18 protein-coding genes are annotated in these 26,543 nt (G+C 64.7%); 8 read left to right on the top strand and 10 right to left on the bottom strand.

All coding sequences use genetic code 11. The features are described from left to right. The 6 genes from prfB to K0M74_RS14920 form a co-directional block, all read right to left on the bottom strand. Window positions 1-887 (bottom strand): peptide chain release factor 2 (gene prfB, locus K0M74_RS14945; protein ID WP_293974090.1); only part of this gene is annotated, 887 nt, incomplete at its 3' end. Between the two features lie 72 nt (window positions 888-959). Then, window positions 960-3,476 carry a transglycosylase domain-containing protein gene (locus tag K0M74_RS14940; protein ID WP_293974087.1) on the bottom strand — a complete coding sequence of 839 codons (2,517 nt, stop codon included), beginning with the start codon at window positions 3,474-3,476 and terminating at the stop codon, window positions 960-962. A gap of 56 nt (window positions 3,477-3,532) precedes the next feature. Beyond that, entirely contained in the window at window positions 3,533-4,270 is a 738-nt protein-coding gene (locus K0M74_RS14935; RefSeq protein WP_293974084.1) for a TetR/AcrR family transcriptional regulator, read from the bottom strand. Beyond that, on the bottom strand, window positions 4,267-5,415 hold the full coding sequence (locus tag K0M74_RS14930; RefSeq protein WP_293974081.1) for a DSD1 family PLP-dependent enzyme: 1,149 nt from the start codon (window positions 5,413-5,415) through the stop codon (window positions 4,267-4,269). Before K0M74_RS14930 ends, K0M74_RS14935 begins: the two co-directional genes overlap by 4 nt. Continuing rightward, window positions 5,412-6,665 carry a D-arabinono-1,4-lactone oxidase gene (locus K0M74_RS14925; RefSeq protein WP_293974078.1) on the bottom strand — a complete coding sequence of 418 codons (1,254 nt, stop codon included), beginning with the start codon at window positions 6,663-6,665 and terminating at the stop codon, window positions 5,412-5,414. The genes K0M74_RS14930 and K0M74_RS14925 overlap by 4 nt, the downstream gene beginning before the upstream one ends. Window positions 6,666-6,737: 72 nt before the next feature. Continuing rightward, complete coding sequence (locus K0M74_RS14920; protein WP_293974075.1) at window positions 6,738-7,946, bottom strand: N-acetylmuramoyl-L-alanine amidase; 1,209 nt, start codon at window positions 7,944-7,946, stop codon at window positions 6,738-6,740. Window positions 7,947-8,601: 655 nt separating this feature from the next. On the opposite strand from K0M74_RS14920, the gene K0M74_RS14915 reads away from it, so the two are divergent. The 6 genes from K0M74_RS14915 (at window position 8,602) to K0M74_RS14890 (ending at window position 20,232) form a co-directional block, all read left to right on the top strand. After that, the gene (locus K0M74_RS14915) at window positions 8,602-11,301 is read left to right on the top strand and encodes a ribonuclease E/G (protein WP_293974072.1); all 2,700 of its coding nucleotides are present in this window, start codon (window positions 8,602-8,604) and stop codon (window positions 11,299-11,301) included. A gap of 241 nt (window positions 11,302-11,542) precedes the next feature. Then, on the top strand, window positions 11,543-12,865 hold the full coding sequence (locus K0M74_RS14910; protein ID WP_293974096.1) for a M48 family metalloprotease: 1,323 nt from the start codon (window positions 11,543-11,545) through the stop codon (window positions 12,863-12,865). Between the two features lie 53 nt (window positions 12,866-12,918). Further along, complete coding sequence (locus K0M74_RS14905; protein WP_293974068.1) at window positions 12,919-14,529, top strand: thioredoxin domain-containing protein; 1,611 nt, start codon at window positions 12,919-12,921, stop codon at window positions 14,527-14,529. Window positions 14,530-14,539: 10 nt separating this feature from the next. After that, a complete protein-coding gene (locus K0M74_RS14900; RefSeq protein ID WP_293974093.1) occupies window positions 14,540-16,354 on the top strand; it encodes a tetratricopeptide repeat-containing sulfotransferase family protein in 1,815 nt (604 codons plus the stop codon). A gap of 142 nt (window positions 16,355-16,496) precedes the next feature. Next, window positions 16,497-18,881 (top strand): TonB-dependent receptor, encoded by a 2,385-nt coding sequence (locus tag K0M74_RS14895; RefSeq protein WP_293974066.1) that lies wholly within the window; start codon window positions 16,497-16,499, stop codon window positions 18,879-18,881. 4 nt (window positions 18,882-18,885) lie between these two features. Further along, window positions 18,886-20,232 (top strand): amino acid permease, encoded by a 1,347-nt coding sequence (locus K0M74_RS14890; RefSeq protein WP_293974063.1) that lies wholly within the window; start codon window positions 18,886-18,888, stop codon window positions 20,230-20,232. Here K0M74_RS14890 and K0M74_RS14885 read toward each other — a convergent pair. Then, window positions 20,194-21,813 (bottom strand): NAD(P)/FAD-dependent oxidoreductase, encoded by a 1,620-nt coding sequence (locus K0M74_RS14885; protein ID WP_293974060.1) that lies wholly within the window; start codon window positions 21,811-21,813, stop codon window positions 20,194-20,196. The two genes, K0M74_RS14890 and K0M74_RS14885, sit on opposite strands and share 39 nt — an antisense overlap. Next, complete coding sequence (locus tag K0M74_RS14880) at window positions 21,810-22,976, bottom strand: aromatic ring-hydroxylating dioxygenase subunit alpha (RefSeq protein WP_293974057.1); 1,167 nt, start codon at window positions 22,974-22,976, stop codon at window positions 21,810-21,812. The genes K0M74_RS14885 and K0M74_RS14880 overlap by 4 nt, the downstream gene beginning before the upstream one ends. Window positions 22,977-23,009: 33 nt before the next feature. On the opposite strand from K0M74_RS14880, the gene K0M74_RS14875 reads away from it, so the two are divergent. Next, the gene (locus tag K0M74_RS14875; protein WP_293974054.1) at window positions 23,010-23,600 is read left to right on the top strand and encodes a TetR family transcriptional regulator C-terminal domain-containing protein; all 591 of its coding nucleotides are present in this window, start codon (window positions 23,010-23,012) and stop codon (window positions 23,598-23,600) included. 35 nt (window positions 23,601-23,635) lie between these two features. Here K0M74_RS14875 and K0M74_RS14870 read toward each other — a convergent pair whose 3' ends face one another. Then, the gene (locus tag K0M74_RS14870) at window positions 23,636-25,009 is read right to left on the bottom strand and encodes a M20/M25/M40 family metallo-hydrolase (RefSeq protein ID WP_293974051.1); all 1,374 of its coding nucleotides are present in this window, start codon (window positions 25,007-25,009) and stop codon (window positions 23,636-23,638) included. Window positions 25,010-25,171: 162 nt separating this feature from the next. Continuing rightward, window positions 25,172-25,828 (bottom strand): endonuclease III, encoded by a 657-nt coding sequence (gene nth, locus K0M74_RS14865; protein ID WP_293974048.1) that lies wholly within the window; start codon window positions 25,826-25,828, stop codon window positions 25,172-25,174. Between the two features lie 173 nt (window positions 25,829-26,001). Here nth and K0M74_RS14860 point away from each other — a divergent pair, with 173 nt between their 5' ends. After that, the gene (locus tag K0M74_RS14860; RefSeq protein WP_293974045.1) at window positions 26,002-26,445 is read left to right on the top strand and encodes a hypothetical protein; all 444 of its coding nucleotides are present in this window, start codon (window positions 26,002-26,004) and stop codon (window positions 26,443-26,445) included. Window positions 26,446-26,543 lie beyond the last annotated feature (98 nt).

The following is a 26,543-nucleotide window of genomic DNA, read 5'->3' as shown; positions in this document are numbered from 1 at the left end:
GCCTCGTACATGCGTGCCTTCAGCATGCCCATCGCGGTCGCGCGATTCTTGTGCTGCGACCGGTCATTCTGGCTGGCGACAACGATGCCGGTCGGAATGTGGGTGATACGCACCGCCGAATCGGTCGTGTTGACGTGCTGGCCGCCCGCGCCAGAGGCACGGTAGGTGTCAATCTTGAGGTCGCCTTCGTTGATCTCGATGTCGATATTGTCGTCGATCACCGGATAGACCCAGACGCTGGAAAAGCTGGTGTGACGGCGCGCCGAGCTGTCGTAGGGCGAGATCCGAACCAAGCGGTGGACGCCGCTTTCGGTCTTGGCATAGCCATAGGCATTCTCGCCCTTGACCAGCATCGTCGCCGATTTGATCCCCGCCTGTTCGCCCGCCTGATATTCGACCAGCTCGACCTTGAACCCGCGCTTTTCCGCCCAGCGGCTGTACATGCGCTGGAGCATTTCGGCCCAGTCCTGGCTTTCGGTGCCGCCGGCGCCGGCGTGGACTTCGATATAGGCGTCGTTGGCGTCGGCTTCGCCCGCGAGCAACGCTCGAATCTTGTCTTCCTCGGCGCGCGCCGCAAGCATTGCCAGCGAGGCCACCGCCTCGTCGACCATCGCCTCGTCGCCTTCCATTTCGGCGAGTTCGATCAGTTCGGCGGTGTCGGCGCATTCAGTTTCGATCGAGCGCGTTGCGGCGATCGCCGCGTCCAGCCGCTGCCGCTCGCGCATCACTTCCTGCGCCGCCTTGGGGCTGTCCCACAGGGTCGGATCCTCAACCTTGGCATTGAGCTCGTCGAGCCGCCGCACCGCGCGGTCCCAGTCGAGGAAGCGCCGCAGCAGCGCCAGCGCGGCGCCAATCTTGTCGATATGATCCTGCGCTTCGGCGCGCATGTCCTTGCTCCTGAAATATGTTGAACCCGCCCTTACGGCGTCTGCGGCCGCAGGGGAAGCATGCACGCCGGGTCAGATGATGCCGCCGCGATCCTCCAGAAAATCGCTATCGCTGCGGCGGCCATTACCCTGCTCTACCGGCGCGTCCTGGCGACGCGGCGTTTTTACAGGCTGGATTTCCTCTTCGCGGATCGTGCGGCGCGGTTCGCTTTCAGGCTTGAACGCTTCCCAGATGATCGACGCCTTGGGGTCGGTCCCCGGCCAGCTGCCATAGACGCGGCGGCCCGACCGGCGGTCGATGCGCACCATCCGCACCCCCTTTGGCGCCGCAAAGGGGATCGGTTGGCGGTCGGCAAGCGCGGCGAGCGCGAAATCTTTGAAAATCGGCGCCGCATAGCTGCTACCCTGCGCATAGCCGCCCATGCTACGCGGCTGGTCGAATCCGATATACATGCCAGCGATCACATCGGGGGTGCCGCCGACGAACCACACATCGTTCGGCCCCGTGGTCGTGCCGGTCTTGCCGAACAGCGGCACATTGAGGTCGCGCAGCCGCACCGCGGTGCCGCGCTGGACGACGCCTTCGAGCATGTGGACGACCTGATAGGCGGTCATCGGGTCCATCAGCTGCTTGCCCGATTTGGCAAAGCGCGGCATCGGGCGCCCGTCCCAATCCTTTTTGTTGCAGCCATCGCAGGGTTTCCAATTGGCGGGAAAGATCACCTTGCCGCGGCGGTCCTGCGCATAGTCGATCACCCGCGGTTTCAGCTCGCGGCCGTGGTTGGCGAGCATGGCATAGGCGTTGGTGATCTTTTCCACGGTCGTCGATCCGGCGCCTAGCGCGGTCGAGAGGTAGGGTTCGTGCTTACCGATGCCCATCGCTGCGATCGTTTCGACGACCGGCTCCATGCCGACCTGGCTCGCCGCGCGGACCGTCATCAGGTTACGCGACTGTTCGAGCCCCCAGCGCATCGTATGTTCTCCGCTGCCCCCCGAATTGCCGAAGTTGCGGAAGCATTTGTTGCCCAGCGCCGCGCCCTGATAGACGCAGAATGGCCCGTCGACGATCATCGACGCGGGGGTCAAGCCATTGTCGAGTGCCGCGGCGTAAACAAAAGGCTTGATCGTCGATCCCGGCTGGCGCTGTGCCTGCGTGGCGCGGTTGAAGGGCGAAAGACGCACGTCAAAGCCGCCTTGCATCGCATAAATGCGACCCGAATGCGGGCTTTCGACCACCATGCCGCCCGACACTTCGGGAATATTGCGCAAGGCATAGCTGCTGCCGCCGGTCGATTTGACGACGATCAGGTCGCCGGGGCGCATCGCCGAAAAGGCGCTGCCGCCGGCCTTGCGATAACCCATCGTCGCAGCGCTGGCGGGCAGCGTCCCGGTGTCACCATTGGCAAAGCCGATCTGTGCCGCGCCGGTGGATTTCGAGAGCACCGCGGCGACGCGCCAATTGTCGTAATCGATTCCGATAAAGCTTGACGCGAGGCGGCTCTGCCACTGATCGTCGGCCTCGATCGTCGCGATCGGTCCCGACCAACCCTTTCCCGCATCGTAGCGCTGGAGCCCCTTGCGCAGCGCCATCGTCGCCGCGGTCTGCATCTTGCCGTCATAGGGGGTGCGAACCCACAGCCCGCCGGCATAGACGCTGAGCGGGCCGTCGTCGGCGGTTTCGCCGAACTGGGCGATCAGCTGGCGCCGCACCTCTTCCATATAATAGCCGCCGACCTGAGCGATCGCAGTGTTGCCACTGTTAGTCAGGCCCAGCGGCATGGCGCGCGCGGCGTCGCGCTGCGCAGCGGTGATCCAGCCATTATCCTCCATCGACCCGAGGACAAAATTGCGCCGCGCCAACGCCTCCGCCTCGTTGCGCGTCCGGCCATATTTTTCGGGCGCCTTGGGCAGGATAGCAAGAAACGCCATTTCGTGGAGCTGGAGCTGGTCGACGTCCTTGTCGAAATAGGCGCGGCTCGCCGCCTGCACACCAAACGCACGGCGGCCGAGCGGGATTTCGTTGAGATACAGCTCGAGGATCTGTTCCTTGGTCAGCGCATCCTCGATCCGCATCGCCAGAATCGCCTCGCGCACCTTGCGGCGATAGCTGAGCTCGTTGGTCAGCAGCAGATTCTTGGCGACCTGCTGGGTGATCGTCGAGGCGCCGACAGGACGGCCGCTGCTCGACAGATTGGTGATGATCGCCGAGGCGATACCCGGATAATCGATGCCGCCGTGGCTGAAGAACGTCTTGTCTTCGGCGGCCAGGAACGAGCGCACCAGAAGCTGCGGATATTCACTATAGTCCAGCTGGACGCGGCGTTCGCGCGCGTAGCTGTGGACCGGCTTGCCCTCACCGTCGCGGACCATCGTCGGCAATGGCGGTTCATAATCGCGCAGCTGGTCGACCGACGGCAGGTCGCGCGCGAAGATAGCCCAGATCAGGATCAGCCCCAGCACGCCCGACAGCGCCAGATAGCCCAGCCAGCGGAACCAGCGCCGCGTCCACATATCGCGCAGCCAGGCGATGACGGCGTTGCTGTCGCGGCGCAGGCGCAGGCGGAAATCGGGCGGACTGTCGGCGACCATGACGCCTGCCTCTAAAGCGTGGATCGCCGAAAGGGAAGCATGGTTGCGGCGGGGCGCTATTCTACTCCCCTCCCGCTTGCGGGAGGGGTCGGGGAAAGGCTTGTTTCCTGCCGCTTGCTCCGCGACATGCCCTCCCTTACCCCCCCCCCGCAAGCGGAACGGAGACTGGCCAGGTCGAGCATGGTAAAGCGTAGCATTGCGGCAACATCGGCCAGCGCGGCTTCCGCCGAAATGCGATCTTCCTCGTACAGCATTTCGTCTGTTGCAAAGCCAAGCTCGACAGCAAGCCGCAGCCGCGACCATAGCTTTTCGCGGTCGATCCCCGCCAGATAGAGCGCGCAGGCATCGGTTAGCCGGTCGGTCACATGGCGGTGCGATTCGAGCCGGACATGGACGAGCTGCGGTGAGGCGTGGAGCGCGCGCAATATCCACACGGCGCCGGGTTCGGCGCGCGTGACTGCGGCGTTTTGGGTCAGCAAATTGCCGATATGGTCGGCCATCGCCGCGATCCCGACGGACGCGTGCCGGACCAGCCAGGCCTCGAGCACGGCGTTCTGCCGGTCCATCAGGCGCCGCCCCAGCGCCTCGATCACCGCATATTTATCGCCGAAATAGCGGTAGAGCGCGGGCGGAGTCAGCCCGGCACGCGCGGCGATCATATTGGTCGAAATCCGCTCGATACCGACCTCGGCGAGCAATTCGCCCGCGACATCTAGCAGGCGGCCGCGGGTCTGGTGCGCGCGATCCTGTTGCGGCGGGCGCTTGACAGCAAGCGCGCGGCCCGCCGCGATCATCGCGCCCGGCCGCGCGCGCTGACTGGCCAGATGTCGGTCAGCGTATCGTCCTGAACCACATGATAGCTGTCGTAGAGATTCACCGTCGGGTCGCAGTGCGGCACGGTGAGGCTGACCGGATCGCCCGGGCCGAGCTGTGCACCGATGCCGGCCGCGAACAACGCCGCATGCTCGTCGCCCATGAAGGCGAAAAAGGCCGTCTCGGGCGCGCCGCGCTGGACCACCGCGACGCCGCCGTCGGTCGACAGCGATTTATAGCCCGCGTCGATGGTGACGAGGCCGTCATGGTTGGCGCTGACGACGCGCGCGTCAACGCAAAGCGAGACCTCGAATGGCTGTTCGCCGCCGTCGCCAGTCAGGTCACAATCGAGATATTGTTTGTCCATGAAAACATAGCTGCCCGCCTGCAATTCGGTGAAGACGCCGAGGTCGAGGTCGATGCGGTGGGTGCCGGTGCCCGACCCGGTGACGATTGCGGGCGCGAAACCCGCGTCGGCCAGCGCCGCGATGACGCTTTGAAGATAGACGGTGCGCTCGACAATCGCGGCGCGGCGGTCGGCATAGCTTTCGATATGCTGCTGCGACCCGCAGTAAAATTGGACTCCGCGATATTCAAGGTTCGGCGACGCCGAAATGACCTTCGCGAGCGCGACCGCGGCCTCGGCCGACGCGACGCCGGTGCGTGCGATGCCGGGGTCGATGTCGATGATGACGTCGAGCCGCGCGTTTGCGGCGCCCAGCGCGGCATCGATGCGCGCCGCGACATCGGGGTGATCGATGACGGCCATCAACCCTTCGGCTTCACCTGCCAGCGCTGCAAGCCGCTCGATCGCGCGCTGCGCCGCGACGGGCGACGTGATCAGGATGCCCGTCACGCCGCCTTCATTTAGCGCCTCGGCTTCGCCAATCTTGGCGCAGCACACCCCAACCGCTCCGGCCGCGATCTGGCGCAGCGCGATGTCTACACTCTTGTGCGTCTTGGCGTGTGGACGCAGCGCGATGCCTTTTGCGGCAATCAACGCTGCCATCGCCGCGATATTGCGGTCGAGCACTTCGACATCCAGCACGAGCACCGGCGTATTGAGGTCGGCGCGCGAGCCTTGCTGGCCGATCAGATGTGCGTGAAGGTCGCGGTCGGTGGTCATGCGAACAGGCTTTCGAGATGCGGGTTGAGGAATTTGTCGCCCGGATCGGCGGCGCGGCGGACGGCATTGTAGCGCCCTGCCATCGGATAGAGCGCCGCGACATCGGCGTGCGTGAGCGTGTGACGCTTGGCCCAGTGCGGCCGCCCGCCATGGGTGCGAAAAATCGTCTCGGCCTCGGCGAACAGATTGCGCCAGGGCATCTTGGCATATTGATGCATCGAAATCGCGGCGACGGGTCCGGCGTTCATCGGGCTCATCCAGATGTCGTCGGCAGCGACGGTGCGAAACTCGAACGGGAAGGTGACGGGTAGGCGCTTGCGGCGGATCCAGCCAACAATCTCGGCAAGAGTGTCGAGCCCGACCGCGCGCGGCATTTCATATTCCATCTCTTCGAACCGGATCGTGCGGTCGGACGGAAAGATACTGTGCGCAGGACCGCGGCGGCGGCCCGAAATACCGCTTTTCATGATCAATCGCTGCAGCGACGGAGTGAGGAAAGGGAGCCGCGCCGAAATGTTGAGGATGCGGCGAAAACTGGCCTCCTCCATATCGGTCGTGCTCGGCGGGGGGTCACACGGATCGCACAGGTCGAGGGTTTTCAGGATCACATCGTCGCTGTGCGGAAAGAACCAGAATTCGACGTGGCGGTGCTGCTGCGTGAGCTCGTCATAGCGCTCGCGGATTTCGGCCCAACGGCGCTTTTCGATACGTTCGGCGAGGTGAAACGCGGGGACGACCGCGACGTCGATTTCGGTCGCCACCCCGAACAGGCCAAGCGACAGCCGCTGCGCCTGATACAAATCGGCGTTGGTCGTCGCATCGCACCAGTGGACCTCGCCATCGGCGCCGATCAGGCGGAAACCGCGCGCAAAAGTTGCGAGCGAGCCGAGATCGACCCCGGTGCCATGCGTCCCGGTCGCCATTGCGCCCGCGAGGGACTGCGGATTGACGTCGCCCTGATTGGCGAGCGCCAACCCCTCGTCCCACAACGCCGAGGTCAGGCGGCGGATGCTCCAGCCCGCGGGAATGCGCGCGGACTGACGGTCGGCGGCGATTTGCAGGTCGCCCGCCAGATCATCGAGGCTGACGATCAGTTCGTCCGATTCGCAAAGCGGCATGAAACTGTGCCCGGCACCGGTGACGCGCAGCTTGTGCGCGCTGCGGATGAGGGCGACGAGTTCGTCCTCGCTGTGCGGGCGGGCGATTTGCGCGGGCGCGGTGACGCTACCCGACCAGTTGCTCCAGCTCATGCCCTTTCTCCCGCAGTCAGCGAGGGAAGGCTGGCTGGCCGGAGAAAGTTAGTCAAGACTATATTATGGAGATCAGCGCGCCGCTATTTGCCGCGCGAAATGGATTTGCACCGCGTCGCGCACCCCGCGCGCGACCTTCTTCTGACCTGCCGCCGACGCAAGGAATTCGGCGTCATCCTTGTTCGAGATGAAGCCGGTTTCGAACAGGATCGACGGCGTGTCGGGCGCTTTCAGCACCACAAACGAAGCAAAGCGATGCGCGTGGGTGCGGAATTTGACCGCTTCGCCCGCTTCGCGCTGGAGCAGGCGGGCAAAATCGGATGCGACGTTCATCGTCTCGCGCTGGGTCAGGTCGAGCAGGATCGACGACACATCGCCGCTGTGCGCACCCAGATCGACCCCGTTGATGACATTTGCCTTATTCTCACGCGCCGCGAGCCGCGCCGCTTCGCGGTCGGACGCGACTTCGGACAAGGTGTAGATCGACGCGCCGCTGGCGGCCTGATTTTCAGCGGCGTCGGCGTGGATCGAAATGAACAAATCGGCCCTCAGCCGCCGCGCGATGCCGAACCGCTCCTCAAGCACCAGATAGCGGTCGTCGCCGCGGGTCAGCGCGACACGGACGCGGCCCGAGGCGAGCAGGTCGTCGCGAATGGCGCGGGCGAGCGCCAGCGTGATGTCCTTTTCGCGTTTGCCGCTGTGCGGACTGATCGCCCCCGGATCGTGGCCACCATGTCCCGCGTCGAGCACGACCAGCGGCAGGCGGCTGTTATTCGGCCCTTCGATCCGCGGCAGCGCGACGCTGGGCTTGGCTTTGCCGATCGGAACGCTGACGCTGTAGCGTTTTTCGGGCGGCTTGGCGCGGAAGCCCACGGGCGGCGCCAATTCGGTGCGCGGGCCGCGCAACACCCGCGCGAATTCGTCGGCGGACACCGGGCGGAGCTGAAAGGTCAGGCTGCGGCCGTCGGCGGCGAAGCGCGCGCCGCTGACCAACGCCAGCTGCGCGAGGTCGAGCACGATACGCGCCGTGCCGGGATCTTTCTGCCCCTGGCGCACCGCCCGAACCAGTCCGGCGCCTTGTGACGAACGGCCCGGCTGCGCGCCCGCGATGTCGAGCGCGATCCGAGCGGGACCGGCGAGAAGGAAGGTCGACGCAGAGCTGACCAGATCGTCAAAGCGCAGCGTGACGTCCGAATCGCCGATTTCGACTGCACCAATCTGCCCCGCCAGCGCCGCCGTGGGGTTCATCATCATCGCGATCAGCACAAGCAGCAGGCTCATGACGCTTTTATGCCGCCGCCCGTGCGCGCTGGTCCAGTGCTTATTCGAAAACATATGGTCCCCAGCGGCAGAATGTCATGAATCCCGCATTAGCCATGGCGCGTCAAACCCCCGTCAACCGGCTAGGTTAACCGACAGTTCAGCATGATTGGCAGCGATACAGGGGTTGCCGACGCGCGGCGGGGTCCCATCTTTCTGTGGCGGCGCTGTTGCCGTCGGCCCGAGCCGATGCTAGCACACCATCACTGACGGTGTCGTTCCCGGTGCCGTCCGGCCTTTTGAGGGGAAGGCCTGCTCCGCAAAAACTGCGGAACATGGCCGCCTTGGCGCCGGACATGCGGGGATCGGCAACCTGCCGTCAGTCCACCCGGTTGACCGGACAGTCGGGGCGATCGCCAGACGCCCGCCCTGCCCGCCCGCTCACCCCATGTAACAGGTTGATGCCGCATGAGGCTTGCCATGCCCTCTTTTCATCCCGACGCGGGCGCTTTCGCCGTCGCCGGATGCAAAGACCGCATGCGCGTCCAGCATCGGACGCAGGCTCCCCGCGGCAATAACGTCTTTTTTCGTTTCATCCGTACCCGCCGCGATCTTTCGTCAAGGAAGGTCGCGGGATTTTTTGATGGCGCGCTACGGCGCGCTTGGAGTGTAACTAATGACTACGCGCATGTTGATCGACGCGCGGCACCGGGAAGAAACCCGGGTCGCCGTCACCCAGGGAAACCGCATCGAGGAGTTTGATTTCGAGTCCGCCGAGCACAAGCAGCTCAAGGGCAATATCTATCTGGCCAAAGTAACCCGCGTCGAACCGTCGCTGCAGGCGGCGTTCATCGAATATGGCGGCAATCGCCACGGGTTCCTGGCGTTCAGCGAAATCCACCCCGATTATTACCAGATTCCAAAGGAAGACCGCGAAGCGTTGCTGCGCGAAGAGGCGGAACATGCTGCCGCCGCCGCACAGCGCGCCGAGGAAGACCTCGACGAGTTGGAAGGCGATGTCGCCGACGTCGAATATCATGACGAGGACGACAATGGCGACAGCCGCCACGACCGCGACGACGATGATCGTGACGAGCGCAACGATGGCGACGACGATGACCGCGACGATCGCGACGACCAGGGCGACGCCGAAAATGGCGATGGCGAAGAGGGCGGCGAAGGGTCCGAAGAAGGCCGTGAAGGCCGCGGCGATCGCGGCGACCGCAAGGGTCGTGGCCGCGGGCGCGGCAATGGCCGCAAGGGCGGTGGCCGCGGCCGCAGCAGCCGCCGCGATGAGGACGACAGCGAAAACCGCATGTCGCTCCGCCGCCGCTACAAGATCCAGGACGTCATCCGTCGCCGCCAGGTGATGCTGGTCCAGGTCGTCAAGGAAGAACGCGGCAACAAGGGCGCGGCGCTGACCACCTATCTGTCGCTGGCTGGCCGTTATTGCGTGTTGATGCCCAACACGATGCACGGCGGCGGCATCAGCCGCAAGATTTCGAACGGCGCCGATCGCCGCAAGCTAAAGGCGATGATCGACGAGCTCGCGCTGCCGCCGACGATGGGCTGCATCGTCCGCACCGCCGGGATGAGCCGCACCAAGGTCGAGATCAAGCGCGACTTCGACTATCTCGCCCGGCTGTGGGACGAGATTCGCGAAAAGACGCTCGAATCGAGCGCCCCGGCGCTGGTCCATTCGGACAGCGATCTGGTGAAACGCGCGATCCGCGACATTTATCACAAAGACATCGAGGAAGTGCTCGTCGAGGGCGACGAGGGCTATAAGGCGGCCAAGCAGTTCATGAAGCTGCTGATGCCCAGCCACGCGCGGCGGGTGAAGCAATATGCCGATCCGGTGTCGCTCTATCAGCGTTACGGCGTCGAGGACCAGCTGGCGGGGATGCTCAATCCTGTCGTCCAGCTGAAGTCGGGCGGTTATCTGGTGATCAACCCGACCGAAGCATTGGTGTCGATCGACATCAACTCGGGCCGGTCGACGCGCGAGCATAATATCGAGCAGACCGCGGTCAGCACCAACCTGGAGGCCGCGGCCGAAATTGCCCGCCAGCTGCGCCTGCGCGACATGGCCGGGCTGGTCGTAATCGATTTCATCGACATGGATCATAGCTCGAACGTCCGCAAGGTCGAGCGCGCGATGAAGGATGCGCTGAAAAACGACCGCGCGCGCATCCAGGTCGGCCGTATTTCGGGCTTTGGCCTGATGGAAATGAGCCGCCAGCGCCTGCGCACCGGGGTGCTCGAAGCGTCGACGCGCCCCTGCCCGCATTGCGAAGGCACCGGGCTGGTCCGCACCGCATCGTCGGCGGGCCTGAGCGCGCTGCGCCTGATCGAGGAGGAAGCGGCACGCGGCAAGGGCAACAAGATCACCCTGCGCGCCAGCCAGGAAGCGACCTTCTACCTGCTAAATGAAAAGCGCCGCGAGCTGCGCGATATCGAGGAACTGTACGGCGTAACGGTCGAAATCCTGCCTGACGGCGAAACCGAGGGTGCGCGCATGGCCGTCGAGGTCACCGGGCCGCCGCCGACGCAGCGCCGCAGCTTTGCCCCGATCGCGCCGATCGAGGAAGAGGATGACGACGATTATCCCGAAGACGAGGATGCGGAAGAGACTGAAGAAGAGGCCGAAGCCCGTCCCGCACGCCAGCGCGAGCGCGCGCCCGAGGGCGGCGAGAGCGACACCGACGGCGAGGGCCGCAAGCGCCGCCGCCGTCGTCGTCGCGGCCGCCGTGGTCGCCGCGACGAGGAAGGCAATGAAATCGTCGAGAATGGTGAAGAACGCGATGGCGAAGTCGAGCGCGACAACGCTGCGGTAGGTGCCGAGGAGGGCGACGCCGCACCTGCGGAAATCCCTAGCGATAACGAGGCCGAAGCGGTCGATCCCGACGCCAAGCCGCGCCGTCGCCGTGGCGGTCGTGGTCGCAAGCCCAAGGTCGATGCCGCAGAGGCAGCCGACGAAACCGTAACCGATGCTATCGAAGCACCGGTCGCCGCGGACGTCGCCGAACCGGTCGTCGAAGACGCGCCGACCGCCGAGGAAAAGCCGAAGCGCAAACGCGCGCCGCGCAAGACCAAGGCCGCAGTCGAAGCGGAAGCCGTTGCCGCAGTGGTAGAGGCGACGCCGGACGCGGTGGAGGCGGTACCCGTTGCCGAAGCCGCCGAGTCTGAAGCCGAACCCGCCAAGCCCGCACCGAAAAAGCGTGCGAGCCGCGCCAAAAAGGCGGTTGCAGCGGACGCAGCGCCCGAAGCGGCGACGACAGGCGACGCCGAAACCGAAGCCGTCAATGGTGACGAGGGCGGCGTCGGTCCCGACGGCGAACCGCGCCGCGGCTGGTGGCAGCGAACCTTCGGCTGATCCAAGCGGAGCACGTCTCATCACTGCTTCCCCGGCAAAAGCCAGGGGGAGCAGTGACGGCGTTCCGACAAAGTCTCGCCTTGCCTCCGCACGCGCTGACCCCCACAAAGTCTTTATGGCTTCAGTCGATGTTCAGATGCGCAGCGCGAGGGTAGGCAGGATGATGCCCTCCTCCTCCCAATCGATATTTCGGACGAGCGCCTGGCGCCCGCTGCTCCGTATCGCCCTGACCCTACTCGCGATGCTGGCGGTCGCGATTCGCCCGGCGATGGCGCAGTCGATCCTGCGCGATGCAGAAACCGAAGCGCTGTTTCAGGACATGATGGACCCGCTGCTCGCCGCGGCGGGGCTGCAACCTGGCCAGGTGCGCGTCCATCTGCTCGGCGATCCCAGCATCAACGCGTTCGTCGCGGGCAGTCAGGACGTCTATGTCTTTGCAGGGCTGATCGAAGCGGCCGACACCGCCGAAGAGGTGCAGGGCGTGCTCGCGCACGAGCTGGGCCATGTCATCGGCGGCCATGCGATTCGCGTCAACGACGGCGCCAAGACCGCGACCGGCATCTCGCTGCTCAGCCTGCTGCTTGGCGCCGCCGCGATCGCGGCGGGCGCGGGCGAGGCGGGTATGGGGGTCATGATGGCTGGGCAGCAGGCCGCGCTTGGCAAATTCCTGGCGTTCAGCCGGGTGCAGGAATCGACCGCCGACGCCGCAGGCGCGCAATATCTGTCGAAAGCCGGGATCAGCGGCCGCGGCAGCCTGGCTTTTTTCAAGAAATTGCAGAATCTGGAATTCCGCTACGCGGTCAAGCAGGACGACGATCAGGCCTATGGTCGCACCCACCCGATGTCGGGCGATCGCATCCAGACGCTGCGTGAGGTGTATGTCATCGATCCGGCGTGGGCGAAGCCTGCCGACCCAGCGATCGAAAAACGCTTCCAGCGCATCAAGGCGAAGCTGTCAGGCTTTATGACCGATCCCGATCGCACATTGCGCAAATTCCCCGAAACCAACACCAGCATCCCCGCCCGCTATGCCCGCGCTTACGCCTGGCACCGCAGCGCCTATCCGCAAAAGGCGCTGGCCGAGGTCGACGCCTTGCTCAAGACCGATCCAAGCGACCCCTACTTCCTTGAGCTTGAAGGTCAGGTGCTGCTCGAATCGGGGCGTCCCAAAGAAGCGATTCCGGCGCTGCGCAAGGCGGTGACGATATCCAGGTCGCAGCCGCTGATCAGCGCGACGCTGGGCCATGCGCTGATCGCGACCGAAGATCCGGCGAATTTCGCCGAGGCCGAGGAAGTGCTGAAAACCGCGGTCGCGCTCGACAACCAGAATCCCTTTGCCTGGTATCAGCTTGGCATCGTCTATGCGAACAAGGGCGATCAGGCGCGCGCCGCGCTCGCCTCGGCGGAACGCTATACCCTGCAGGGTGGACAGGCATCGCTCGCGCTGCGTAATGCCGAACTGGCGATGCAGGGTCTGTCCCAAGGCACGCCCGACTGGATCCGTGCACAGGATATTTCGCTGGTCGCTCGCGCCGAGGTGGAACGCGAGCGCAAACGGCGCTAGATTCGGGCGAACAGGGGCAAAGCATCGCAGCAAACGATGCACAAGGGCAATAAGTGACCGATAAGAAAGACGATTATTACCAGCCATGGCTGCGCGATCCCGCGCCCACGCCGGATGCCGCCCCGCTGCCGCCCGCGTCGCCGACCGAAGGACTGGCAAAGCCGCGCGACGTCCCGCCGGTTGGTATCGACGTATCGCGCTATTCCGCGGAAGATAGGCCCGCGCGCAAGCCGGTGGTCACATCGGACCAGATGAAGGCGGGCGCGGCTGGGATGTGGCAGGCGCTGTGCGATGGCGCCAACGCCTTTGCCGACTGGACGATCCGTGTCGGCGACCGCGCCGACATTCCGGCGCGCGTCGAGGCGATGGAAATCCCGCGCCGTACCCGTGAACTCACCGCCAGAACCGGCGCGCTGATCGCGCAGGCGGCGCGCGCGATCGGGCGTGGGTCGGCGCAGGCAGGCGGCGCCACCGTCAGAGCCACCGGCGCAGCATGGAACAAGCTGGCACTTGGCGACAAGGCCCGAAAGCTGTCGAGCGACGCGGGCCGCGGGCTTGGCGAGGTCGCCGAGCGGACCAAGACCGGCGTCGGCCAAATCGCCAAGGCCGGGAGCGAAAGCATCCGCGGGAGTATTGGCGAGGCCGCGACGAAGCTGCGCCCAAGCCCGCGCGAGGAACTGGCGCCGCCGCCGTCGGGGCTCGAACAGTTGCTCGCGCGCGAGGAAGCCGCGGCGCGCGCAAAAGAGCCAACGGCGTCCGATCTACCGCTGTTTGCCGGCGACGCCGCGCGAACCGCCGTCCCCGCCGCGCGCGTCGATGCCATAGCCGAGGGCGACGACCGCTCGCCATTGATTGCAGCGCCACCGAAAAAGCCCGTGGCCGCCAAGCCGATGGCGGCGCCGCGCTTGCCGCAAATCAAGGGGATGGGGATGGATAGCGGATCGACGCGTATCTGGGGCATCGCGCTCGGCGGCCTACTGCTGCTCGCCGCGGTCTTCTGGCTCGGCGGGCGCATGGGCGGGGGGATGAGCAAGAGCGAAGTCGAGACGATCGTCGCCGATTATATCAAGGCGAACCCGCAAATCATTCCCGAAGCACTCGAAGCGCAGCGCAATGGCGAAATCGCCAAGGCGATCGGCGCGATCCGCCCGGCGCTCGAAAAGCCCTATGCCGGGGCGTGGGCGGGCAACGCCGATGGCGATGTCACCTTGGTGGTATTCACCGATTATGCCTGCGGCTTCTGCCGTGCGAGCGTGCCCGACGTCGACCGGCTCATCCGCGAGGATCGGCGACTGAAGGTGGTATTCCGCGAGCTGCCCATCATCGCGCCGCAGAGCCGCGATGCCGCGCTAATGGCGCTCGCCGCGGCGCGGCAAGGCAAATATGACGCGTTCCACCACGCGATGTTCGCCGCCAGCTCGCTCGACAAGACAGCGATTGCCGCCGCCGCCGCCAAGGTCGGTGTGGTCACCGACGGCACCGCCGATGCAACTGCAAACGAAGCGCTGTTCCAGCGCGAGCTCGACAGCAATCTGGCGATCGCCACCCAGTTGCAGCTCAACGCGACCCCGACGTGGATCGTCGGCGACCAGTTGTTCCAGGGGCAAATTGGTTATGACGCGTTGAAGCAGGCAGTCGCCAAGGCGCGCGCGGCGAAAAGCTGACCCTGTGACAATAGCGACGGTCACCCACGATGCAGCGCTGGCCAATGCCCGCCGCTTGCTCGCCGCCGAGCCTGCCGCCGCGCTGGCACAGGCACAGGCGATCATCGAAGCGGTGCCAACGTCCGCGGCCGCGCACCGGCTTGCCGCGCATGCGTTGCGCGCGCTGAACCGCGAAGCGGAAGCGCAAGCTGCTTCGCTCGCCGCGGTCGGCGCCACAATTCATGATGAAGCGATGGTCGATGCCGCGCTGGCACTCGCCGAAAACCGGCTGCCCGACGCCGAAACCGCGTTGCGCCAGCGGCTACGCGAGGATGCGACCGATGTCGCCGCGATCCGCATGCTGGCCGAGGTCGCGGGTCGGATCGGACGTTACGCCGACGCCGAAAAATTGCTGAACCGGGCGCTCGAACTCGCCCCGGGTTTCGGGGCGGCCCGCGCCAATCTCGCCACCGTCTTCTACAAGCAGAACCGCTATGCCGAGGCGGCCGAAACGCTCGATGCGGTGCTCGGCGACGAGCCCGACAATCCGGCGCACGTCAATTTGAAAGCGGCGGCGCTCGGACGGATCGGTGGCTATGACGAAGCGCTCGCACTCTACGAACAGCTGACCGCGCGCTTCCCCGATCATGCCAAGCTGTGGATGAGCTATGGCCATCTGCTCAAGACCGTTGGGCGGCAGGACGACAGCATTGCCGCCTATCGCCATGCGCTGGATGTCGATCCCGGCCTCGGCGAACTCTGGTGGAGCCTCGCCAATCTGAAAACGATCCGGTTCAGTGCCGACGACCGCGCGGCGATGGAAGCCGCGCTAGTCGCCGCCGAACCCGCTGGCGAACAGCGCGACGACGACCGGCTGCATCTGCATTTTGCGCTGGGCAAAGCCTATGATGATGCGGGCGAGGCTGAGTCGGCGTTTCGCCATTATGCCGCGGGCAATGCGATCCGCGCCGGGCAGCTTGGTTATGACGCTGCCGACACCCGCACAATCGTCGATGCCGCGATCGCGACCTGCACCCCTGATTTTTTTGCCGCGCGTATGGATATGGGCGATCCGGCGCCCGATCCGATCTTCATCCTTGGCATGCCGCGCGCCGGATCGACGTTGATCGAACAGATCCTCGCCAGCCATTCGGCGGTCGAGGGGACGATGGAGCTACCCGATATCCCCGCGCTCGCGCTCGGTCTGGGGCGCGAAACGCAGGGCGAAGGCCGTCACTGGGTCGCCGCGCTCGCTGACGCACCGCCCGAACGGCTGGCCGAAATGGGCGCGGCGTTTTTGCGCCGCACCGCCGTCCAGCGCAAGACCGGCAAGCCTTTCTATATCGACAAGCTGCCGAACAACTGGCGCTATGTCCCGCTGATCCGCCTGATCCTGCCACATGCGAAGATTATCGACGCGCGGCGGCATCCGCTCGACTGCTGCTGGTCCAATTTCCGCCAACATTATGCCAAGGGGCAGGCGTTCAGCTACGACTTGGTCGACATGGGCGCTTACTACCGCGATTATGTGCGGTTGATGGCGCATATCGACGCAGTCCAGCCGGGCCGTGTCCACCGGGTGATACACGAAGCATTGCTCGACAATCCTGAGGCCGAGGTGCGCGCGATGCTTGGCTATCTCGGACTGCGGTTCGAGGAGGCCTGCATGGCGTTCCACACCAATGCGCGCGCGGTGCGAACCGCATCGAGCGAGCAGGTCCGCCGTCCGCTCAATCGCGATGGGGTCGATCAGTGGCAGCCCTATGACGCTTGGCTCGGCCCACTCAAGCGCGCTTTGGGGGCGGTTTTGGACGAATATCCCGCCGTACCCGCGCATTCCCGATAGGCAACGTCGACAAATTCGTTGCCTTTTGGCAACAGCTGACGACATTTTCGACCAACAACCTCGTCGCCTCGACAACAAAGCTTGCGCTAATGCTGCGCTGCGTCATCCTCCCGTCACAGAGTTGTCATTCGAGAGGGGTCTCATGGTCAAGCTTTCAACCGGTCTGGTCCGCAGCAGCGCTTTTCTGCTCGCCAGCAGCATCTTGTGTACGTCGGGCGCGGCGCTGGCGCAGGAGGCCGCGATCGACGACGATCGCGACATCGTCGTCACCGCGTCGAAGCGCGAACAGAATTTGCAGGACGTACCGCTGGCGATCACCGCGATCGGCACCGAGCGGCTCGACGAGCTGCAGGTCAAGGAATTCCAGGACGTCGTCAAGTTCCTGCCCTCGGTCACGATCCAGACCGCCGGCCCCGGTTTTGCCCAGATTTACTTCCGCGGCGTCGCGTCGGGCGAGAACGCCAACCATTCCGCTTCGCTGCCGACGGTCGGCACATATCTCGATGAAATGCCGATCACGACGATTCAGGGCGCGCTCGATATCCATGCCTATGACCTGGCGCGCGTTGAGGCACTCGCCGGGCCGCAAGGCACGCTCTATGGCGCCAGCTCGATGGCAGGAACGATCCGCCTGATTACCAACCAGCCCGATACCAGCGGAACCTACGGCTCGATGGGGCTGGAGCTCAACACCGTGACGAAGGGCGGCATCGGCGGCGTCGCCGAAGGCTTCGTCAACGCCGCGCTCAGCGAAAAAGCCGCGCTGCGCCTCGTCGGCTGGTACCGCCACGACGCGGGCTATATCGACAACATCGCCGGAAGCCGCACCTATCCGACCAGCGGCATCACCCAGAACAACGCTGAACTGGTCGACAAAGACTATAACGACGTCGACACCTATGGCGCGCGCCTCGCGCTCGGCATTGAGCTCGACGACGACTGGACAATCCGCCCGAACCTGATGGGGCAGATCCAGAAAGCCAACGGCAGCTTCGCTCAGGAACGCTCGGACGCCGTCACCGGCAAGCTGCAGACGGTGCAGTACAATCCCGAACGCGGCGATGACAAATGGATCCAGGCCGCGATGACGATCGAGGGCAAGATAGGCAGCTGGGATCTGACCGCGACCGGCGGCCATCTGCGCCGCAAGACAGTGACCGAAAGCGATTATTCGGACTATGCCTATTTCTACGACGCGCTCTATGGTTACGGCGCCTATTTCACCGACAATAATGGCGATCCCGTCAATCCCAACCAATATATCCAAGGCGTCGACCGCTATAAGCGTAGCTTCGCCGAGATTCGCATCGCCTCACCCGCCGATGCCCGCATCCGCTTCATCGGCGGCCTGTTCTGGCAGCGCCAGTCGCATGATATCGAACAGAATTACATTATCGACAACATCGGCGACGCGATCACCGTCACGGGCACCGACAGCAATATCTGGCTGACCAAGCAACTGCGCATTGACCGCGACTATGCCGCGTTCGGCGAAATCAGCTTTGACATCACCGACAAGCTGACACTGACCGGGGGTGGCCGCGTATACAAGTTCGACAACAGTCTGGTCGGTTTCTTCGGCTATTCGGCGGGTTTCAGCAGTCGCACGGGGGAAGCCGCCTGCTTCGCCCCGACGATTGTCGCCGGATCGCCCTGTACCAATCTCGACAAGAGCACGAGCGACACCGACTTCATCCACAAACTGAACCTTACCTACAAGGTGACCGACGACGTGTTGCTTTATGGTACCTGGTCACGCGGTTTCCGTCCCGGCGGGATCAACCGCCGCGGCACGCTCGACCCCTATGGTCCCGACACGCTCGACAATTACGAATTGGGCTGGAAGACGTCGTTCGGTCCGGTGCGCTTCAACGGCGCGGTGTATCAGCAGGACTGGAACAATATCCAGCTGTCGTTTCTCGGCGCCAACGGCCTGACCGAAATCCGTAACGCAGGTATCGCACGAATCCGCGGGATCGAGGCCGATCTCAACTATCGCGCCGGCGGCTTCTCGCTCAACCTGGGCGGCAGTTATAATGACGCAACGATCCGCCGCGATTTCTGCCGCATCGCCAACGACAGTTTCGACTGCACGATCGACCCGCCGGGTCAGACGAACGCGCTGCTGGCTCCCGCCGGTTCGCGCCTCCCCGTTACGGCAAAATTCAAGGGCAATGCCGTCGCGCGCTATGAATTCCCGATCAGCGGCATGGACGGCCACTTCCAGTTTGCGGTCAATCATATCGGCAAGCGGCGATCCGACGTGCGGCCGTTCGAAAATGACATCGTCGGCAACTTCAAGGCCTATACTACCGCTGACATCAGCTTTGGCGTCAAGGGTGAGGGCTGGGATGCCGAGCTCTTCGCGACCAATTTGTTCAACAGCAATGGGGTGATAAACAGCGCGGTCCAGTGCGGCGAAACCATCTGCGGTGATCCCGACGGGATCAGCAGCACCGGCGGCGTCTTTTACGACAATGTCATCCGCCCACGCCTGATCGGGATCAAGGTCAGCAAGGATTTCTGATCGGGTGACAACCGCGATGAGCAACAACGAGAGGCCGGGCCAAAAGCTCGGCCTTTTGATGTGCGTCGCGCTCGGCATGGGCAATATGATCGGGTCGGGGGTGTTCCTGCTCCCGCGCGATCTGGCGCCGCTTGGCTGGAATGCGGTCATCGGCTGGGGGGTGTCGATTGCCGGTACGCTGTGCCTTGCGGTCGCTTTCGCGCGCCTGGCAAAAAAACTGCCAGGCGGCAGCGCAACCTATACCTATGCCGCCGCGGCCTTTGGCCCCGGAACGGGCTTTATCGTCGCCTGGAGTTACTGGATCAGTTGCTGGACCGTCGTCGCGACGCTCGCCGTAGCGGCGATCAGCAATTTGTCGATCCTGATGCCGTCGCTGGGCAATGCCGGGGCGGGGACGGCGGTGATCGCAATCGCTTTCATCTGGCTCTTCACCCTCGTCAATCTGATGGGGGTGCGCCGCGCGGGCGGGGCGCAATTGCTCACGCTCGGGCTCAAGCTGATTCCCGTCGTCGGCGCGGTGCTCGTCGCGCTGTGGCTGCTCGGCACCGGCGACGCGCCAACTCCGACGATGGCCGGCACAAAGCCGGTCAGCCTCGACAGCATCGGCACCGCTGCGACGCTGACTTTGTTTGCGCTGCTCGGCTTTGAGAGCGCCTGCGTCGTTGGCGACCGGGTGCGCGACCCCGAACGGACCGTCCCGCGCGCGACGCTGATCGCTGCGGCGGCGACCGGGCTGCTCTATCTGCTGTCGTGCACAACGGTGACCCTGCTGCTGCCGCTGGCGACGCTCGAGGCATCGAACGCCGCCTATGCGACCTTTTTCGGCACGCTGGTCAGTCCGTCGGCGGGGCAAGCGGTCGCGCTGTTCGCCGCGGTTGCCGCGCTCGGGGCGCTCAACGGCTTCGTTCTGCTGCAGGGCGAAATCCCGCGCGATCTCGCGCATCGCGGGCTTCTGCCTGCCGCTTTTGCGAAAGACAACCGCTTCGCGGTGCCATGGGTGACCCAGATCGTGTCGAGTGCGCTCGCCAGCCTGGTCGTCTATGCCAATTATTCGCGCGGCCTTGCCGAATTGTTCAAATTCATGGTGCTGGTGACGACGTCGACCGCGATCATCTTTTACATCGTCGGCGCGCTCGCGGCACTCAAGCTCGAGCACGAAGGTACGATCAAGGCGTCGCCAGCCTTTGTGACGCTGACCATCCTCGGCTTCCTGTACAGCTGCTGGGCCTTTTACGGCGCCGGGTTGGACGCCAGCCTGTGGAGCATCGGGCTGACTGCCGCCGGGCTGCCGATCTATCTTGCGATGCGGCGATCAGGCCCAGCGGGGCGCGAAGAAGCCGCGGTCGCGTAGGATCACCTGCGCCGCATTATGTCCCGGCGCACCGGTGACGCCGCCGCCGGGATGGGTGCCCGCGCCGCACATATAGAGCCCCTTCAGCGGTCCGCGATACGCACCGTTGCCAAGCACCGGGCGCGCCGACCACAGTTGGTCGAGGCTCATATTGCCGTGCATGATGTCGCCGCCGACCAGCCCGAATTTGCGTTCGAGCCCCTTCGGGCTGAGGATCTGGCGCCCGACGATCGAGGCGCGAAAGCCAGGCGCATGCGCTTCGACGGTGTCGATGATGCAGTCGGCGGCGGCGCCTTCCTCGGCATCCCAATCGCGCGCGCTTCCGTCTGGATTGGCGGGAAGCTCGGGCGCGAATTGCTGGCAGAACAGGCTCGCCACATGCTGTCCCGGGGGTGCGAGGCTGTCGTCGATCGTCGAGGGGATAAGCATTTCGACGATCGGCTTTTTCGACCAGCCATATTGTTTCGCGTCGAGGAAGGCGCGGTCCATATAATCGAGCGTCGGGGCGAGGATGATCCCCGACTGGTGATGCTCACCGGGCTCGGGCAGGCAGGTGAATTTGGGCAGCTCGCTGAGTGCGACGTTCATGCGAAACGTACCGCTGCCCACCTTGAACGCCTTGATCCGGCGCTTAAACTCGGGCGCGATGTCGCCGTCGTCAAACATCCGTTCGTAGAGCAATTTCGGCCCGACATTGGCGATGATACGCGCGGCGGCGATTTCCTCGCCGCTGACCAGCTTGACCCCGACCGCCTTGCCGCCGTCCACGAGCACCCGCGACACGGGGGCTTCGAGGCTGATCTCGACTCCCATCTGGGTACAGACCTTGGCCATCATCTGGGTGATCGCGCCCATGCCGCCGATGCTGTGGCCCCACGCGCCCTTCTTGCCGTTCACTTCCCCGAAGACGTGGTGGAGGAGGACATAGGCGCTGCCCGGGGTGTCGGGGCTGGCGTAGTTGCCGACAACGGCGTCGAAGCCGAATGCCGCTTTCACCGCTTCGCTCTCGAACCAGCTGTCGAGGAAGGTGCGCGCCGATTTGGTGAACAGTTCGAGCACGTCGCGCTGCTGCGACAGGCTGAGCCTGGTGAGGCCGCGCCCCTGCCGCGCCGCATCGAGCAGCGTTTTGAACCCATCGCCGACATTGGGCGGTGATTTGAGCGCGAGGTCGCGCAGCACATCGGCGACGCCTTCGAGCATGTCATAATATTCGGGCAGTCGCGCCGCGTCGTGGGCGGAGAAGCGTGCAAACTCCTTTTGGGTGCGTTTCAGTCCGCCGCCGAGTTTGAGATAGCCGCCATCTTCCTGCGGCAGGAAATTGCTGATCGGCCGCTCGATGACGCGATAGCCGTGATCGGCGAGCTTCATGTCGGCAATGACCTTCGGCTGCAGCAGGCTGACGGTGTAGCTCGCGACAGAATTGCGGAAGCCCGGCGCGAACTCCTCGGTCACCGCCGCGCCGCCGACGACGTCGCGCGCCTCGACGATGCGGACTTTCAGCCCTGCCCGCGCCAGATAGAAGGCGCAGACGAGGCCATTGTGACCGGCGCCGATGATCAGGGCGTCATAGTGCTTGGTCATGCTTTGCTCCATCCCGCACGCGGGGCTTGTTCGAGGCGGGATTGGGGGATCAGATCGCGCATCCGCGCGCAGAAATTCTTGAGGCAGACTTCCTTGTCGCTGAGCGGCCCCATGGTGAAACTCTGCGACGCCATCCCCTGCTGGACGCGGGTGATCAGCAGCGTATCCTCGGCGTTGACCTGACGGTTGATCCGCCAGTTGAGGTAGCGCGCCGCCTTCATCTCACGCCGGTCATCGGGGAGGACGTAGCTGATTTCGCGGATCAGGCAGCTGGTCGGGCCGGTCGGCAGCCACTGCATGAAGTCGACCTGGTCAGGGTAGATGTCGAAGGCGACATTGGGCCAGAGTTTGAAATAGAGCCAGTGGCGTTGCTTATCCCCAGGCAGATGCAGGACAGGCGGCAGCAGCCGCTGGTACATGCGTTCGGACCAGTTCACCGATGGCCGGTCGATCAGGTCTCCCCACATGCGGTCGACATGATCGGTCGCCTCGACGCCATAGCTTTTGCCGAACAGCCGGGTGAGGCCGGGGTGGGCGACGGGGATATGGAGGCCGTCCGAATAATTGTCGCCGACATTTTTCCAGTTCACCTCGCGCGGTCGCAGCGTGACGCGGCCGAGCGCGCCGAGGTATTCGAAGCGATAGGGCGCTACTTGTTCCTCATACGGCGCCATCATCGACGCGACCGACGGGCCGCCATCGGCGGTGAGGCGCACGAACCAGAAGCCGCGCCATTGCTCGAGATCGACCGCAACCAGCCCCGCCTTGTCGCGATCGAGCATCGGATAGCTGGCGGAGTCAGGGACCCCGGTCAGGCGGCCGTCGAGTTCGTAGGTCCAGGCGTGATAGGGGCAGACGAGCTTTTTCGCGCAGCCCGTAGCGCCATCGAGCAGCCGTGAGCCGCGGTGGCGGCACACATTGGTAAAAGCCCGCACGATGCGGTCGGTGCCGCGCACCACGATCACGCTTTCGCCGCAATAGTCGATGCTGTGCCAATCGCCGGGGTTCGGAATATCGCTGTCGTGGCAGACGACCTGCCAGCTGGGGCGGAAGATGCGCTCCATTTCGGCCGCGTAAAAGTCAGGATCGCTGTACGTCCATGCGGGGAGTGACCAGCCGTCTTGCGGGTCTGGATGAATGAAAGTGTCGCGCAGCGTTGCCATGAATCGATCCTTGTTGTACAAACGTATAACAAGATGCAACCCGCTCGCCAAGCCTTTACGCGCGAAAGCGCCGATGCCCGTCGCGGCGACCTGATCGACGCGACCACCGCGTGCCTGGCCGAAGTTGGCATGGCGGGAACGAACGTCCGCGCAATCTGCGCCCGCGCTGGAGTGTCGCCCGGGCTTTTACGCCATTATTTCGCCGGCATCGACGATCTGGTCGCCGCCACTTACCAGGCGACGAGCGACCGCATGGACGCGATTTTTGCCGAAGCAGTGGCGGGCGCCGGCACTGACCCGCACGCGCAGTTGCTGGCGTATCTGACCGCGAGCTTCCGTCCGCCGGTGACCGACCCCGAGCTGCTGGGGGCGTGGACGGCGTTCTGGGCGCTGGCGCGAAGCAATGCGCGGATGGCGAATATTCACGCCGATAGCTACGCGGGCTACCGCGCGCGGCTGGACGAGCTGCTCACCGCCTGCGGCGCCGCCGATGCCGCGCGGCTGGCGATCATGCTGACCGCGATGGTCGACGGGCTGTGGCTCGAACTATCGCTCGACGCCAAAAGCTTCGGCGCCGAGGCGGCGGTGGCGATGGTCGAGCGCGCGGTGGGAGCGTTGGTTTAGTCCGTCGCCCCGGCGCAGGCGGCGGCGGCGCTCAATCATTTCGACAAATCGCGCAGCAGGCTGTCCCAGTGCGCCAGCGCGGGGGCGATCGCATCGACCGGGACGCGTTCGTTGAGGCCATGCGCGAAGCTGTCGCTCGCTTTCGAAAACAACCCGGCGACGCCATAGCTCGGCACCCCGGCTATCCGAAAGTGGTAGCTGTCGGTGGCCCCGGCGCTCATCGACGGGATGATCGGCAGGCCAGGGGCGCGGACGTGGACGGCTTTCTTCACCGCCGCCATGACGTCGGGGCGCAGCGGCGAGGCGTCGCTGGCGCTGGCGTCGGGATCGGGGTTCACCTTGACCGCGGGGTCGGCGATCAGCCGCTCCAGCTCAGCGCGCACGCTTTCGACCGGCACGCCGGGAAAGATGCGGCAGTTGATGTTCGCGGTGGCGCGCTGCGGCAGTGCATTTTCGGCATGGCCGCCCTTCACGAGCGTCGGCACGCAGGTGGTGCCGATCTGGCCGACATATTCGGGGTCGGCGCGAATCTTGGTGATCGCGTCCTCATCCTCCGGGTTGGCGGCAAAGGCCTTGAGCGCGGCGCCCATATTGCCGCCAACCTGGTCGGCGACGATCGGCATGCCGATTTTGGTCAGCTCGTTCTGCTGCGCGGCGAATTTATAGGCGCCGACCTTGGCCAGCGCATTCGAAAGCTGGACGATCGCGTTGACGGGCGACGGGCGCGAGCTGTGGCCGCCGGAGTTGGTGACTTCGAGGGTGAAATCGGCATAGGTTTTTTCGCCTGCCTGCAGCCCATAATATTGCGGGCTGCCGTCTTCGGCGATCGTGCCGCCGCCGCCGTCGCCGTTGAGTGCAAATTCGGCGTTCTTATACTTGGCCGCGAGCGCGCGCGTCGTCAGCATCTGCGTTTCCTCGTCGCCCGAGAGCAGCAGGATGATCGAGCGGTTGGGTTTGAAGCCGTCCTTTTTCAGCTGCGCCATCGCCGCGACCATCATTGAGACATCGAACTTGTTGTCTTCGGACCCGCGGCCGAAAATATAGCCATTCTCCTCGACCGGGACGAAGGGGTCGCGCGTCCAGTCCTTTGCGTCGGCCTCGACCACATCCATATGGCCGAGCAGCACGATCGGCTTTTTCGGGGTCGTACCGGTGAGCGTCGCGGCGAATGTTGCGGTTTCGCCCATCGGGGTGATTTCGATGTCGCTGTCGGCATAACCCGCGGCCTTTAGCACCCCGGCGTAATAGGCCGCGAGTTCGGGCACCTTGCCGCGACCCTGAACAGTGGGGATCGCGATGCTGTCTTTCAGGATCTGCTTCGCGGCGTCGGCATCGGCGGGTTTGGCGTGGACGGGCGCGGCGGCGAGCATGGCGGCGGCGAGGGCGAGCGGGGCGGTGAGGTTGCGCATGAGGGCGGACTATGGCGCGTGGATGGCGCGGCGCAAGAGGGTGCGGAAGAAATGCGCGCAGAGGCGCGGAGGTCGCAGAGAAGGGAAGGAGATTCCTCCGCGGCTCCGCGCCTCCGCGTGAAGCCAAATCTCCGCGTACCCTGCGCCTCTGCGCGACGCCTATTACGCCGCCCTTTTCGCCTTTGGCGCCGCCGTCTTCGGCTTGAACCGGCACAGGTCGTCGACAGGGCAGCGCCAGCATTCGGGCGTGCGCGCCTTGCAGATATAGCGGCCGTGGAGGATCAGCCAGTGGTGGGCGCCGACGCGAAACGGCGCCGGAGTGGTTTTTTCCAGCGCCTTTTCGACCGCCAGCACGGTCTTGCCCGGGGCGAGCCCGGTGCGGTTGCCGACGCGGAAGATATGGGTGTCGACGGCAAAGGTTTCGGCGCCAAACGCGCAGTTCATCACGACATTGGCGGTCTTGCGCCCGACCCCGGGCAGTTCGACGAGCGAGTCGCGATCAGCGGGGACTTCGCCGCCATGGTCGCGGACGAGGATTTCGGAGAGGGCGATGACGTTCTTCGCCTTGCCGTTGAACAGTCCGATCGTCTTGACATGCTCTTTCAGCCCGGCCTCACCCAGGTCGACCATCTGCTGCGGCGTCTTCACCTCGGCAAACAACCGCCGCGTCGCCTTGTTCACCCCGACATCGGTCGCCTGCGCCGACAGGACGACCGCGACGAGCAGCTGGTAGGTGTTGCCATAGGCCAGCTCGGTCTCGGGACTCGGGTTGAGCTCGGCGAGGCGGCGGTAGAATTCGAAAATATCGGCTCTTCTCATCGGCGCTTTCCCGACTACGCGGCCATCGGGCGCGGTTTGACTCCTGTACCGATAGGCCTAGCCTTCGCCTACCTTGATGGCGAGTCGCTTCACGGCTCCCGCGAAAGGATCGGCACCGGGGAGGTCGGACAAGGGGGCCAGGGGGTTCTCGTTTCGACCTGGAGGACCAGACCATGTCCAACTTGCTGAAAGCGGCCACGCTGGCCGCAGCCTTGGGGTTTGCCATTCCCACACCCGCGGCGGCGCAAAACTATCCCTTTTCCCCAGGCAACTATACCGAAGTATCGATGATCGACATCGCCGATGGCGGCGGCCTGCAATATGCCAATTATCTGGCGACCGAATGGCGCAAGGCGCAGGAGTTCGCGAAGGCGCAAGGCTGGATCATCAGCTATGCGGTCTATGGCAATTATAATTCGCGGCCGGGCGAACCCGACCTTTATCTGTCGGTGACCTTTGCCAATTTCGCCGACGCGGCAGAAGATGAACGGCGCAACGCCGCCTATCGCGAACATATGAAGCGCAACGATGCCCAGATGGAAGCCGAATCGGGCGATCGCGCCAAATATCGCACGGTGATGGGCAGCTTCCTACTGCGCGAATTCAAGTTCAAATAACCACTGGCGGGGGGGGGGGCCACAGGGACGCCGCCCGGGCCCGGGGGTGAGCCCCCCCCCCAGCGGCGACGGGTTGCGCCCGGGCGTTTGGTCGGGTC

Source organism: Sphingopyxis sp., assembly GCF_019459305.1.
Lineage (GTDB): Bacteria > Pseudomonadota > Alphaproteobacteria > Sphingomonadales > Sphingomonadaceae > Sphingopyxis.
This window is presented reverse-complemented; position numbering and strand designations above follow the sequence as displayed.